This is a genomic window from Reyranella sp. (assembly GCF_965279465.1).
Taxonomy (GTDB): Bacteria; Pseudomonadota; Alphaproteobacteria; order Reyranellales; family Reyranellaceae; genus Reyranella.
In genome coordinates, this window is record NZ_OZ257242.1 from 7,252,960 (window position 1) to 7,266,283 (window position 13,324).

Annotated in this window: 14 protein-coding genes; 6 read left to right on the forward strand and 8 right to left on the reverse strand. The window is 66.1% G+C overall.

Going from position 1 to position 13,324, the window contains the following annotated elements; genetic code table 11:
- Position 1: 1 nt before the first annotated feature.
- Positions 2-1,234, reverse strand: coding sequence for a DUF3419 family protein (locus tag ACQY8M_RS35360; protein ID WP_428666555.1), 1,233 nt, complete (start codon positions 1,232-1,234; stop codon positions 2-4).
- 75 nt (positions 1,235-1,309) lie between these two features.
- Between ACQY8M_RS35360 and ACQY8M_RS35365 the strand changes: the two genes are divergently transcribed.
- The gene (locus ACQY8M_RS35365) at positions 1,310-1,873 is read left to right on the forward strand and encodes a methylated-DNA--[protein]-cysteine S-methyltransferase (protein ID WP_428666558.1); all 564 of its coding nucleotides are present in this window, start codon (positions 1,310-1,312) and stop codon (positions 1,871-1,873) included.
- The gene (locus ACQY8M_RS35370) at positions 1,866-2,255 is read left to right on the forward strand and encodes a hypothetical protein (RefSeq protein ID WP_428666560.1); all 390 of its coding nucleotides are present in this window, start codon (positions 1,866-1,868) and stop codon (positions 2,253-2,255) included. The genes ACQY8M_RS35365 and ACQY8M_RS35370 overlap by 8 nt, the downstream gene beginning before the upstream one ends.
- A 12-nt stretch (positions 2,256-2,267) precedes the next feature.
- Here the strand turns inward: ACQY8M_RS35370 and ACQY8M_RS35375 are convergent, their stop codons facing one another.
- On the reverse strand, positions 2,268-2,603 hold the full coding sequence (locus ACQY8M_RS35375; RefSeq protein WP_428666563.1) for a type II toxin-antitoxin system HicA family toxin: 336 nt from the start codon (positions 2,601-2,603) through the stop codon (positions 2,268-2,270).
- A gap of 414 nt (positions 2,604-3,017) precedes the next feature.
- Between ACQY8M_RS35375 and ACQY8M_RS35380 the strand changes: the two genes are divergently transcribed.
- Positions 3,018-4,412: a malonyl-CoA decarboxylase domain-containing protein gene (locus ACQY8M_RS35380; protein ID WP_428666566.1), complete on the forward strand. Its 1,395-nt coding sequence runs from the start codon at positions 3,018-3,020 to the stop codon at positions 4,410-4,412.
- Positions 4,413-4,637: 225 nt separating this feature from the next.
- On the opposite strand, the gene ACQY8M_RS35385 is transcribed toward ACQY8M_RS35380, so the two are convergent.
- The 3 genes from ACQY8M_RS35385 to ACQY8M_RS35395 are packed head-to-tail and all read right to left on the reverse strand — an operon-like array spanning position 4,638 to position 7,175.
- Positions 4,638-5,570, reverse strand: coding sequence for an SMP-30/gluconolactonase/LRE family protein (locus ACQY8M_RS35385; protein ID WP_428666569.1), 933 nt, complete (start codon positions 5,568-5,570; stop codon positions 4,638-4,640).
- 14 nt (positions 5,571-5,584) lie between these two features.
- Positions 5,585-6,373, reverse strand: a complete 789-nt coding sequence (locus tag ACQY8M_RS35390; RefSeq protein WP_428666572.1) for an enoyl-CoA hydratase-related protein — start codon at positions 6,371-6,373, stop codon at positions 5,585-5,587.
- A 4-nt stretch (positions 6,374-6,377) separates the two neighbouring features.
- Positions 6,378-7,175, reverse strand: a complete 798-nt coding sequence (locus tag ACQY8M_RS35395) for an enoyl-CoA hydratase-related protein (RefSeq protein WP_428666575.1) — start codon at positions 7,173-7,175, stop codon at positions 6,378-6,380.
- Positions 7,176-7,277: 102 nt separating this feature from the next.
- On the opposite strand from ACQY8M_RS35395, the gene ACQY8M_RS35400 reads away from it, so the two are divergent.
- Together ACQY8M_RS35400 and ACQY8M_RS35405 are read left to right on the forward strand one after the other, a co-directional pair.
- Positions 7,278-7,724 carry a flavodoxin domain-containing protein gene (locus ACQY8M_RS35400; RefSeq protein ID WP_428666578.1) on the forward strand — a complete coding sequence of 149 codons (447 nt, stop codon included), beginning with the start codon at positions 7,278-7,280 and terminating at the stop codon, positions 7,722-7,724.
- A gap of 60 nt (positions 7,725-7,784) precedes the next feature.
- On the forward strand, positions 7,785-8,333 hold the full coding sequence (locus ACQY8M_RS35405) for a hemerythrin domain-containing protein (protein ID WP_428666581.1): 549 nt from the start codon (positions 7,785-7,787) through the stop codon (positions 8,331-8,333).
- Here the strand turns inward: ACQY8M_RS35405 and ACQY8M_RS35410 are convergent.
- From ACQY8M_RS35410 to ACQY8M_RS35420, 3 genes are all read right to left on the reverse strand, one after another.
- Positions 8,330-9,487, reverse strand: coding sequence for an adenylate/guanylate cyclase domain-containing protein (locus tag ACQY8M_RS35410; protein ID WP_428666584.1), 1,158 nt, complete (start codon positions 9,485-9,487; stop codon positions 8,330-8,332). The two genes, ACQY8M_RS35405 and ACQY8M_RS35410, sit on opposite strands and share 4 nt — an antisense overlap.
- A 28-nt stretch (positions 9,488-9,515) precedes the next feature.
- Positions 9,516-10,409 (reverse strand): SDR family oxidoreductase, encoded by an 894-nt coding sequence (locus tag ACQY8M_RS35415; protein WP_428666587.1) that lies wholly within the window; start codon positions 10,407-10,409, stop codon positions 9,516-9,518.
- Positions 10,410-10,553: 144 nt separating this feature from the next.
- Positions 10,554-11,804 (reverse strand): thiolase family protein, encoded by a 1,251-nt coding sequence (locus tag ACQY8M_RS35420; protein ID WP_428666590.1) that lies wholly within the window; start codon positions 11,802-11,804, stop codon positions 10,554-10,556.
- A gap of 85 nt (positions 11,805-11,889) precedes the next feature.
- Here ACQY8M_RS35420 and ACQY8M_RS35425 point away from each other — a divergent pair, with 85 nt between their 5' ends.
- Positions 11,890-13,293 (forward strand): FAD-binding oxidoreductase, encoded by a 1,404-nt coding sequence (locus ACQY8M_RS35425; protein WP_428666593.1) that lies wholly within the window; start codon positions 11,890-11,892, stop codon positions 13,291-13,293.
- Positions 13,294-13,324 lie beyond the last annotated feature (31 nt).

A 13,324-nucleotide genomic window follows, 5' to 3' on the forward strand; every position in this document is an offset into this window, starting at 1 on the left:
GTCAGCCTTCGAGGACATAGAGATGGAAGCCGCCATAGATCGCCGACCGGTCGCGCACACTGAGCGCCTGCGATTGCTCGGCCTCGTAGCGCCAGCGGCTGAGCAGCGCGTCATCCAGGCGTCCCGGCAGAAGCGAGGGCTCGGCGGCAGTGCGGAAGATCACCCGCGCCCCGGGCCGGGCGGTGCGGGTGATTTCCCGCCACAGGGCGTTGAGCTGGGCGTCGGTCATCCAGTCCTGTGCGTCCAGCAGCACGTAGCGGTCGCGCGATGAATCGGCACAGCCGGCGAGATATTCCGTGATCGAACGGTTCAGCACCTCGACCCGATCGACCCGCGCCCGCACCGCATCGAAATGCTCGCGCCGGAGGTAGGGCGGCAGAGGCCCCGCCGCATTGGCGGCATAGGAGCGGCCGAACGCCTGCCAGGCAAAGTAGTTGTCGTCGAGACTGAAGCCGCAGGTCAGGCGCTCGAGGCGGGCGCGCAGCACATGACGCACGTCGCTGCCTGCGGCCAGCGCTTCGTACTGCGCGGGTGGAATGCCGAGGCCGTAAAGCGACAACCGGTTGGCGGTGGCCCAGCGCACCGCGCGCTTGTCGAAAAGTGGCGCCAGCGTCGTCTCGAAGAACTCGCGCTGCTCCTCCAGCGTGCGGGCGCCCAACAACTCGTGCAGGTCCACGCCATAGGCCCGGCAGACCGCGTGCGTGACGCCGATGAAGCGGCCGAGCACGCCGTGGCGATAGGCATTGCGCGCGAAGATCGAGATGCGCCGACGCCCGAGTTGATGCGGCGAGCGGCCTTCCCAATAGGAACGGCTCTGCGCGTCGAGATGAGGCGCGATCAGCCGCTCGTAGGCCGCGACATTGGCCTCGTCATCGGCCGAACCGAAGAAGCGGTAGAACACTTCCCATGACGGCAACCGGCTGGCGGCCACCAGCTTCAGGCGATTGAGCGCCACGTGTGCGCCGCTGAGATCGACGGCGGTGATCCGGGCGGGATCTCCGGTCAGGTAGGAAAGGACGTTGCAGCCGCCCGAGGCGATCGCCACGACATGGCTGTCGGACTGCAGCGCCAGCGCCTCGAGATCGACCTCGGGGTCCTCCCAGATCTGGGTGTATACGAGCCCGCGAAAGAGGCGTTCGAACAGCCGCTCTAGGAGTCCCTCACGGCTGAGCGCCCGGTGGCGGCGTACCGCATGCTTGAGGCGCAAATCAATATCGGCCCGCGGATAGATCAATCCAAGGACTCCACATTAGAAGCAATCCCCCCAACATACTGGGTGTCAGTGCCAGTTTCATGACAAGGTATCGGTATGACCGCTCCAGGCTTCACTCTCTTCGAGACGCCGATCGGCACCTGCAGCCTCGTCTGGCAGGTCGATAAAATCATCGGTCTGCAGCTGCCCGAAGCCAACCCGGCCGCAACGCGGGCTCGGATCGCGCGCCGCTGGCCGGAGGCCGAGGAGCAAGCCCCGCCGCCGGACATGCAGAAGGTCATCGACCGCGTGCTGGCACTGCTTGCAGGCGATCCGATCGATCTCAGTGATGTGGCGCTCGACTTCGGCGCCGCTCCCGAATTCCACCAGCGCGCCTACGAGATCGCGCGGAAGATTCCCGCCGGCCAGACCATGACCTACGGCGAGATCGCCAGGCGCCTCGGCGTGCCACATGAATCGCGGGAGGTCGGTCAGGCGATGGGTAAGAACCCGATCGCCATCATCATGCCGTGTCATCGCGTGCTGGGCGCGGACGGCAAGATGGGCGGCTTCTCTGCCAGCGGCGGTGTCGCGACCAAGCGGCGTATCCTGGAAATCGAGGGTGCGGCCGCGGTGAGCGCGGGGCCATTATTCGCGGCCCTCGACCGGCGCCATGGCTGAGTTTGGCTTCGACCCGAACAAGGCCGTTCGCCATCTGAAGGCCGCCGATTCGGCGCTCGGCGAGATCATGGCTTCCGTCGGGCCGTTTGCGATGGAACTCAAGTCCTTGCGCAGCCTGTTCGGCGCGCTGGCCAAGGCGATCGTCTACCAGCAGCTATCGAACAAGGCCGCCGCCACGATCTACGGCCGGGTCGAGGCGCTGTTTCCGCGCGCGAAGGACGGCGTCACGCCGCGGCACATACCAGCGCGACCGACGAGGCATTGCGGAGCTGCGGCCTGTCGCGCGCCAAGGTGCTGGCGGTGCAGGATCTGGCCCGCCGGGTTCAGGGCGGCGAGTTGCCGAGCCTCGACGAGGCCCACGCCCTTGCCGATGCCGAGTTGATCGAGCGCCTGGTCACTTTGCGCGGTATCGGCCGCTGGAGCGCCGAGATGTTCCTGATGTTCCGGCTCGGCCGCCCGGACGTGCTGCCGCTCGACGACTATAGCCTGCGCAAAGCGTACATGAAGGCCTTCCGCAAGCGCATCCTGCCCTCGCCCCAGGCGCCGGAAAAGCACGGCGAGAGGTGGCGGCCTTCTTCAACGGATCGTGCGCCGGAATGGTTATGTGATGCTGGGTTGACCCGTCTCGACTGAGGCGAAGATGGCTGCCCGTCTGCCTGACGACACGATAGCCGACTCGGCCAAGCGCCTTCGCCAAATCCACGCCCGAAAGGTCACGCGGCAATCTCATGCCGCAATCACTTGGTCCCTTGCGAAATGCAGACGAATCAGTTTTGGCCCCATTCCGACGTCGAAATGGCACTGCACGGCATCCCGCACACGCTCATGCAGCTCGGAAACGGACTCCGCCTAGGCAAAGATCGATTCTCCGACAGCGCGCGCCAAGTACCCCCCCTCGGGCGCCTCCTCGACTACAAAAATGATCTCGGTCATCTCTTGGCTCCTGAGATCAGTCATTATGTCAGGAAAAGATGCGCCATGCATCGAGCCCAGTCTAAAGGCACTCCCCTCCGACATCATCATGCCGCGACTTGCTGCATGGTTGGGCCGCATGGGCGCACGCGGCATTGCGCAGAAAACCCGTCCGCCACACTGGAAATTGACGCCACTGGAGTGACACGTTCGCCATGACATAATCCGCGGCATGGCACTTCCCTTCTCCAACACCGCCAGCCGCACGCTCGAACGTCTGCGCAATGCCTTCGTCGAGACCGCACGCGGTGCGCGCGAGGCCGTCGGTGCACCGCTGCGTCCCGACCTTCCCGACGACGACATTCCGCGCCTCAAGAACCGCATCGACGCGTGCCTGGAAGGCAAGGGCGGCGAGACCGCGCGACGCGGCCGTGCGGCGGAGCTGGGGCAGGCATACCTGTCGCTTTCGCCGGCCGGCCGCAAGAAATTCCTGCTGACCCTGGCACACGACTACGGACTGCCGCGCGACGCGGCGGTGGCCGAGGTCGAGCGTTGGCGAGCCACCAAGGAGCCGCCTCGCACCCTGATGAAGACGCTCGAGCCGCCCGCCGTTCGGCTGCTGCGCGAGTTCGTCGGCGTGCCGCAGGGTGTGAAGTTCGTGGTCGACCTGCGCGCCGAGCTGCTGACGCTCGGCCGTACCGACGCCGCGACACGGACCCTGAGCGAAGACCTGCGTCCGCTGCTCAGTGCCTGGTTCGACGTCGCCTTCCTCGACCTGGTACGGATCGACTGGCGCGCGCCGGCGGCGCTCCTGGAGAAGCTCGTCGCCTACGAGGCCGTGCACGCGATCCGCTCATGGCGCGACCTAAAGAACCGGCTCGATTCCGATCGGCGCTGCTTCGCCTTCTTCCATCCGCGCATGCCGGACGAGCCGCTGATCTTCGTCGAGGTCGCCCTAGTGAACGGCCTCGCCGGCAACGTACAGCGCCTGCTCGACGCCAAGGCCGAGACGTCGGACGCCGAGGGTGCGAACACGGCGATCTTCTATTCGATCTCGAACTGCCAGCAAGGGCTCGCCGGCATCAGCTTCGGCAACTTCCTGATCAAGCGGGTGGCCGAGCAACTCGCGCGCGACCTGCCCAACCTCCGCGACTTCGCAACGCTCTCGCCGGTCCCCGCCCTGCGTCGCCACATCGACGATTGTCTGAAGACCGAAGGCAACGCGGCGCTGACCCACAGCGAGATCGCCTCGCTGGCTCCCGTCACCGATGAAGCAACCGGCGCTGCCGCCGTCCGCAAGCTGCTCGATCGTCCGGTGTGGTGGGAGGTGCCGGCGATCGACAAGGCGCTCCGCCCGATCCTGACCCGCATGGCCGCGCGCTTTCTCACCAGCACCGACGAGAAAGGCCGCGCGCTCGATCGCGTCGCCCACTTCCATCTCGGCAACGGCGCGATCGTCGAGCGCATCAACTGGATCGCCGACACCAGCACCAACGGCCTGAAGCAGTCCTACGCGATGATGGTGAACTACCGCTACAAGCTCGGCGACGTCGACGCCAATCACGAGGCCTACGCCGCCGGCAAGGTCATCGCCAGCCGCGAAGTCCGCGCGCAAGCGAAGGGGTAGAGGAGCTTCTACATCGGCAATCGTCGCCGTCTCACGCGCTCGCGCCCCACCACGAAGACGCTGCCGACAATGTCATTCGTTCGGTGTCCGCAGCCGTCGAGGCCGATCGCCGATGCCGTATGCAGGGCTTACCCGTGCACACAGCGGGATTAACGGTGATCCGATCGTGAACCATAAGCTATCGTATCCGAAGATGCCGAGAAGGACCAAGATTCAGCGGACCGTTTACTTGTTCAGATAGTTCAGCTTCAGCCCCGGCCGCGGCCATTCGAAGCTGACCAGCTTGCCGGTCATCGACAGGGTGGCGAAGGCGGTGCGCAGATCCTTGCCGCCGAAGCAGACGTTGGTGACCATCGGGTCGGGAAGCTTGAACTGCACCACCGTCTGGCCGTCGGGCGAGATGTCGGACACCGCGCCGGTGATCAGAGTCGCGACGCAGATGTGACCGGCCGAATCGACCGCCAGGGAATCGAACATCTGGTACCCGCCGAGCCCCGCGATCACTCGGCCCTTCTCGCCGCGATAGGGGCCGTTGGCATCCTTGATCTCGCCCGGCGCGGAGAGATCGAACGCCCAGCAGCGCGCAGTAGGCGTCTCGACGACATAGAGCGTCTTCTCGTCGGGCGACAGGCCGCAGCCGTTCGGGCGCTCGAGCGGAAACACCTTCTGCTCGATCTTCGAGCCGTCCGCCTTTGCGTAATAGACGGCGCCGCGATCGTTATCGTGCTCGCGCGTCTTGCCCAAGTCGGTGAACCAGAAGCCGCCGTCCTTGTCGAACACGAGGTCGTTCGGCCCGTTCAGCCTGCGGCCGTTGCACGAGTCGTACAGCGTCTCGAACTTGCCGGTCTCGGGATCGACCACCTGGATCGAGCCGGTCTTGTACGACGCGGGCTGCGTGCCCGGGAACAGCCGGCCGTCTGGCCGCTCGATCCAGTTGAAGCCGCCGTTGTTGCAGACATAGATCTTGCCGTTCGGCCCCATTGCCGCGCCGTTCGGGCCGCCGCCCAGCTTGGCGACGATGTGCTGCTTGCCGTCCGGCATGACGCGGGTCAGCGTCTCGCGCGCGATCTCGACCAGGATCACCGAGCCGTCCGGCATGGCGATCGGACCCTCGGGGAATTTCAGGCCCGAGGTGATTTCCTTGTGCGGCGTCGTCATCGTCGTCTCTCCCGTCATTTTCCTTTGAAGTTCGCCTTGCGCTTGGCGAGGAAGGCCTGGACGCCCTCCTTGAAATCCTCGCTCTTGCCGAGCTCGCGCTGGAAGTCGCGCTCGACGTCGAGCTGTGCGCCGAGGTCGTTGCCGCTGGCCCTGTTCAGCGCCTCTTTGATGCGCGCGAGCGACAGGGTCGGCCCGTCGGCCAGCCGGCGGGCCAGGTCGGTCGCCGTCTTCATCAGCTCGGCATCCTCGACCACGTCCCAGATCAGGCCCCATTCCTTGGCCTGCTCGGCCTTGATCTGCGGCGCCAGCAGGGTCAGCGCGCGGGCACGGGCGTCGCCCACGAGGCGCGGCAGGAACCACGTGCTGCCGCCGTCGGGCAGCAGGCCGATGCGAGCGAAGGCCTGCAGGAAGGAAGCCGACTTGCCGGCCACGGCGATGTCGGCGGCCAGCGCGAAGCTCATGCCCACGCCCGCCGCCACGCCGTTGACCGCCGCCACGATGGGTTTGGGCAGGGCGCGCATGGACCGGATCACCGGATTGAAGAACTGCTCCAGCGCGGCGCCGGAATCGGCCGTCGGGCTGTTGGCGCGGTCCGGATCGGCGAGGTCGGCACCGGCACAGAATCCGCGGCCGGCGCCGGTCAGCAGCACGGCGCGAACGGAGCCGTCGGCCGCGATATCCTCCCACGCCGCCTTGATCTCGGCGATCATCTTGCGCGAGACCGCGTTGAGCTTCTCGGGCTGGCTGAGGGTGAGCGTGGCCAGGCCGTCGGCCTTGACCAGGGTGATCTGCGTATAGGTCATCGTCTCATCGTCCTGTGAATTGTGCCGGCCGCTTGGCGAGGAAAGCGGCTACCCCTTCCTTGTTGTCTGCGCTCTTGCCGAGCAGGCGCTGGCTGTCACGCTCGAGGTCGAGCTGCTGGTCGAGCGTATTGGTGGCGGCGGCATTGATCGCCAGCTTGATCGCGGCGTAGGACAGCGTCGGCCCCGACGCGAGCCGGCCGGCGAGCGCGGTTGCCTCATCCATCAGCGCCGCGTCGTCGACGACCTGCCAGATCATGCCCATGCGCGCGGCCTCCCCGGCCGGCACCGACGTGCCCAGCATACCGAGCGCACGGGCGCGGGCGTCGCCTACCGTGTGCGGCAGGAAATAGGTGCCGCCGAGATCGGGCATCAGCGAGATGCGCACGAAGGCCTGGTCGAAGCGCGCCGAGCGGGCGGCGAGGACGATGTCGCAGGCAAGAGCGAGGTTGGCACCACCGCCCGCCGCCACGCCGTTGATCGCGCCGACGATCGGCTTGGGCAGTTCCCGCATGGCCCGGATCATCGGGTTGAACAGGCGGTCCATGTTGGTGCCGAGGTCGGGTGGCTCGTGTGCCGATGCATCGACCGTGCCCCCACCTGCCAGGTCGGCGCCGGCACAGAAGCCGCGGCCGGTCCCGGTCAGCAGCACCGCGCGGACGACCGAGTCGTCCTTGGCTCTCGCCAACTCGCGGTTCATCGCCTCGATCAGGGCATTGTTCATGGCGTTCAGCCGCGCCGGGCGATTGAGCGTCAGGGTCAGGACGCCGCCGTCGAGGGCGGACAGGACAGGAGGTTCATCCATGGTCGGCAGACTGGCATGAGGCCATGAACTGCGCCAACTCATCCGCGCCAGCGCGGACTTGTCGCGTCGCAGGGCGGACTGCGCTGCCGTATTTCCGAAACGATGGCGAACATTCTGATCCTGGTCGGCACCGAGTCGGGCAATGCCCAGATGGTGGCCGACGCGCTGAAGCCGGTGCTGGGCACCGCCGGCCACACCGTCGACGTCACCGACAAAGCGGCGACCAAGACTGACCTCGAAGCGCACGACGTGCTGCTGGTGGTCTGCGCGACGCACGGCTCTGGAGACATCCCGACCAACATTCTGCCGCTGGCCGAGACGCTGGAGCGCGAGCGGCCCGACCTGTCGGGTCACCGCTATGGCGTAATCGCGCTGGGCGACATGACCTACCAGGATACCTACTGCGGCGGCGGCAAGAAGGTCGACAAGGTGTTCGAGCTGTGCGGTGCGAAGAAGCTCGGCCAGCGGCTCGAGGTCGACGCCTCCTCCCAGCCGCTGCCCGACGAGGAAGCGCTGGGCTGGATCGAGGGCTGGAAAACGCTGGTCTGACCTGACCGCCCTTTGATCTGGATCAAGGGCTTTCGATCTGCCCCGTGGCCTGCTTGCGTCATGCAACGCGCCATCGAGATCATGCACGATCGCCAACGGGCGATGTCGTCTACTCTGCTTGCCATGCGGACGATTGCCCGCCGGAGCCTGAAGGCTGGCACGCCGCCGGATTTCACCCAGTTGCGCCGGCTGCTCCACTACGTCGAGCGGTTCCCACAAAGGCTGCATCAGCCGGCGGAAGAGAAGCATCTGTTCCAGGCCGTTCTGCGCCGCGATGCCGGAGCGGAGCGTGCCGTGAAGCGCGCGAAACGGGACCATGCGACCTGCCTGGGCTATCTCGACCGCCTGCGCACCGCACTCGCCTACTGGGAGAAGGGCGACCCCATGGCGGGACCGCAGGTCGCCGTGCTGGCGGATGACTATGCCCGCTTCTGCCGGCTGCATGCCCGTATCGAGGCCCGCGATGTCCTGTCCGTTGCCCTGAAGGTCCTGCCCGAACAGGACTGGCGCGCCATCGAGCAGGCCTATGGTGCCATCGATGATCGGCTGGCACGATCGAGGAGTCGCACCGACTGCGCAGCAGCCCTGCGCGCGATGGGCGATCGCTAGTCCGGCAGTGTGAAGACCTCGACCGGCTCGGGCACGCCGCGCAGCCGGTGCTTGCCGAGCGATTTCAACGGGATGGTGCTCACGGCGTTGAACTCGGCCGAAGCGAGTATCGGCGCGCCGAGCACCTTGGTCAGGCTCTCGAGCCGCGCCGCGCGATTGACGGCGGGACCGATGACCGTGAAGTCGAGCCGGTCCTCTGTGCCGATGTTGCCGAACGTGACCGGCCCGACGTGCAGGCCGACGCCGCAACGCACCGGGTCGTTGCCACCGGTCGCGCGCGCCTCGTTGGCCGACTCGATGTCGTCGATCAGACGCCGGGCCGCGCCGATCGCATTATTGGTCACCATTGGCAGGAAGAGCGCATCTTCCGCGGGGAAATAGGCCATCACCCCGTCGCCGATGAACTTCAGTATCTCTCCACCGTAGGCCTTCAGGGCGTCGCCCACGAGCTGCAGGTAGTTGTTGAGCAGTTCCAGCAGGTCGGATGCCGCCATGCGCTCGTTCAGCCCGGTGAAGTCGCGCAGGTCGGAAAACCACAGCACCGCATTGATCTCGCGGCCGTCGCCGCGCTTGATCAGCCCGCCCAGGATCTGCTCACCGACGATGTGGCCGAGATAGGTGTCCGTCACTGTTTCGGCGATGTTGCGATAGATGTAGATTTCCGCAAATGGCGCCATCATGTCGACGAGGCGGCGCAAGTCGGCGACGTCCTCATCGGTGAAGCCGCTCGCCCGGTCGGTGGCGAAAGACGCGACGGGGATCGAGCCCGGCCGGCCGAGTCGCATCGGGAAGGCGACATAATCCGTGCCGCCGCCTGACTGCAGCTCGTGCAGCACCGCGTGGGCAGTCTCCGGCAAGTCAGTCAGGCAGTAGCGCACGGGCGTCCCCTTCTGGCGCACCTCCTGCATCGGGCTGCCGATAAAGGCCGGGCTTTCGAGGATGCCGTGAAGGCGCGGCACTTCCTCGTATCCCTGGCCGCGACGCCACAGCACGCCGGTCGCCACCATCTGCGGATGGACGAGTTGCAGGCCGATATAGAACCGCCAGATCGGCACCCCCGCAGCGACCGCGCGGCTCATCAGCTGGTCGACGAGGCGATCGAAGCGCCTCTCGAGGCGCCCCTCGGCCAGCAGCCAGTCGAGGAGCGGCTTCAATCGCACGCTGTCAGTCGCCGAACCGCCTTCAACCACCCACCACCGCCTGCACTTCCTCCGTCGAGGTCCGGTAGACCTTGTTGGTCGAGAGATCGGCGATCCTGTCGATGTTTTCCATCACGTCCTCGACTGTCGGCGCGCGGCCTTCGATGCGCACGCCTGGGGCCTCGCGGTATTCGATGCGCGCGAAGTAGCCCGCGCCCGCGCTCCAGATCTCTCCGGTGCGCTGACACTGCTCGCTGCACAGATAGGCGACCATCGGCGAGACGAACTCCGGCTTGATCTTCTCGAGCATTTCCGGGGTCATCAGGCTCTCGGTCATGCGCGTGCCGGCGACCGGCGCCAGGGCGTTGATGAGGACGTTGTACTTCTGGCCCTCGAGCCTGAGCGCATTCATGAAGCCCACCACGGCGAGCTTGGCGCCGCCATAGTTCGACTGGCCGAAGTTGCCATAGATGCCTGAGTTCGACGAGGTGACGACCACACGCCCATAGGCCTTGCTGCGCAGGATCGGCCAAGCGGCGTGCGTGACATAGGCGGTGCCGAGGAAATGCACCTTCACCACGAAATCGAAATCCTCGACCGTCATGTTGTGGAAGGTCTTGTCGCGCAGCACGCCGGCATTGTTGACGACGATATCGACCGTGCCGAAGGAATCGACGGCCGTCTTGACGATGTTGGCCGCGCTCTTCGCCTCGGCCACCGAATCGTAGTTCGGCACCGCTTGCCCACCCGCCGCCTTGATCTCCGCCACGACCTTGTCTGCGGCGGCGTGACCGCCCCCTTTGCCGTCGACTGCACCGCCCGGATCGTTCACCACCACTTTGGCGCCGCGGCTCGCCAGCAGCAGCGCATGCGCCCGGCCGAGCCCGTTGCCCGCGCCCGTGACGATGGCGACGCGATTGTCGAAACGGATAGTCATTTCATTATTCTCCAAGTTGCAATCCACAAAAGCAGTTTGTCATCCCGAGCGTAGCGAGGGAATCTACGCCGTTGCCCATAGATCCCTCGCTACGCTCGGGATGACACGACGCACCGCACCTTGCGGTGGGGCCCGCATTGGCCGTCACACCTTCTGCAGGATCACCACCGAAGCTACTGCCTCCTCCATGCCGATCACGCCGCCGCCGTTCTCGGCCAGGGCGATCTCTGCTCCCTTCACCTGGCGCGGCCCCGCCTCGCCGCGGAGCTGGGTGGCGAGCTCGGCCAGCATCGACAGGCCGGTGGCGCCGACCGGATGGCCCTTGGAAACCAGGCCGCCTGAAGTGTTCACGGGCAACTTACCACCCGGACCGGTGGCCCCCGATTCGATGAACTTGCCGCCCTCGCCCTCGGGGCAGAAGCGCAGCATCTCGCACTGGTAAACCTCGCAGAAGCTGGTCGCGTCGTGCACCTCGGCAACGTCGATGTCCTGCGGGCCGAGTCCCGCCATCTTGTAGGCCTTGTCGGACGCCGCACGCGTGAGACCGGGCGCGTCGAGCTGGCGGTACATGCCGCCGGAGAACCCGACGCCCGCGATCCTGATCGCCCGGTCCTTCACCGAGGCGGGCAGCTTCTCGAGATACTCCGCCGAGCACAGCAGCGCCGCTGCCGCACCGTCGCCGATCGGCGCGCACATCGCGCGCGTCAGCGGCCAGGACACTGGCCGGTCATCGAGCACCGACTGGGTCGTCATCTGGAAGCGGTACTGCGCCTTGTCGTTCAGGGCGCCGTAATTGTGGTTCTTGGCCGCGCCGGCCGCGATCTGCGCCTGGGTGGTGCCGTACTTCCACATGTGCCACTTGGCCTGCATGGCATAGGTGTCCATGAAGATCGTACGGTCATCGCCCGGCTTGAACTCGGAGCCGACCATCTTGCCGACCCGGTTCATCTCCTCGACCAGCCGGTCGTGCTGGCTGGTGATGTAGCCCTGGTTGAACAGCCCCGCGGTGCGCTCCGGCGCGTCCGGGCTGAACAGCTTCTCGACACCAAGGCAGAAGGAGAGCTCGTGCGTGCCGGCCAGCACGTCCTTCCAGGCGCCCATGAAGGCGGTCGAGGCGGTGGCGCAGGCATTCTCGACATTGAACATCGGCACCCGCTCGGGAAACAGCCCCTCCTCGACCAGCGGCTGGAACAGCGCCTGGCCGCGGATCGAGTTCTGGCCCCAGAAGCCCATGCCGCAATTGCCCAGCCAACCGGACTCTATGTCTGTCCCCGTCCTCATACCGGCATCCCCAAGCGACCCCAGATAGGCCTCGCGGGCAAGGTCCCCGAAGCTCATGCCGGGATGCTTCTTGAAGGTCGTGGTGTAGGCGCCGATCATATAGACGTCGCGCATTTCAGGCATTTCCCCATTGTTGGCAGAGGCGTTGGCTTTGGCGGCATTTGAGCGTATCCAGACAGCCAATACTAGGAGTACGCACATGACCGTGACGGCCCAGGTTCGAGCGCCCCAGGTCGATGCCACCATCGCCGAATTGAAGCGGCTCTACGGCGATCGGCTGACCACCGCCCATGCCGTCCGCGAGCAGCACGGCAAGGATATTTCCTATCACGAGGCGCACCTGCCCGACGCCGTCGTGTTCGCCGAGTCGGCCGAGGAAGTGCAGGCGATCGTCCAGCTCTGCGCCCGGCACAAGACCCCGATCATTCCCTTCGGCACCGGCACCTCGCTCGAGGGCCATATCAGCGCCCCGAACGGCGGCATCTCGCTCGACCTCAGCCGCATGAACAAGGTCCTGCAGGTCAACGAGGCCGATCTCGACGTCGTCGTGCAACCCGGCGTCACGCGCAAGCAGCTCAACGAATATCTTCGCGCCACCGGCCTGTTCTTCCCGATCGATCCCGGCGCCGACGCCTCGATCGGCGGCATGGCGAGCACCCGCGCCTCGGGAACCAATGCGGTGCGTTACGGCACGATGCGCGAGAACGTGCTGGCGCTGCAGATCGTGACCTCCGACGGCCGGCTGATGCGGATCGGCCGACGCTCGCGCAAGTCGAGCGCGGGCTACGACCTGGTGAAGCTGATGGTCGGCTCCGAAGGCACCCTTGGCGTCATCACCGAAATCACGCTGCGGCTTTACGGCATGCCGGAATCGATGGTCGCGGCGACCTGCGCCTTCGACAGCCTCGAGGGCGCGGTCAATACCGTGATCCAGACCATTCAGTCGGGCATCCCGGTGGCGCGCATCGAGCTGATGGACACCTTCACCGTCGACACGGTGAACCAATATTCCAAGCTCAGCCTGCCGTCGAAGAACCTTCTGCTGCTCGAATTCCACGGCACCGAGGCCGGAACGAAGGAGCAAGCCGAGATGGTGCAGGCGCTCGCCGCCGAAAACGGCGGCGGCGACTTCGCCTGGACCAGCCAGGCCGAGGAGCGCAGCAAGATGTGGCAGGCGCGCCATGACGCCGCCTGGGCGGCCAAGGCCTACAAACCCGGCTGGGGCATGTGGGCGACCGACGTCTGCGTGCCGATCTCGCGGCTCGCCGAATGCATCCTCGAGACGCAGAAGGACATCGTCGCCAACGATCTCTATGCACCGATCGTGGGCCACGTCGGCGACGGCAACTTTCATCTCACCATGATGGTGAATCCGGACGACCCGACCTACCTGCCGCGCGCCGAGGCGCTGAACGACCGCATGGTGGCGCGCGCCCTGGCGCTCGGCGGCACCTGCACCGGCGAGCACGGCGTCGGCATCGGCAAGATCAAGTTCCTGTACGAGGAGCATGGCGAGGCGATGTCGCTGATGCGCGCGATCAAGAAGGCGCTCGACCCCGACAACATCATGAACCCCGGCAAGATCCTGGGCCCGATAAACTGACACTTGATTTGGGTGGACATTACGATCGTCG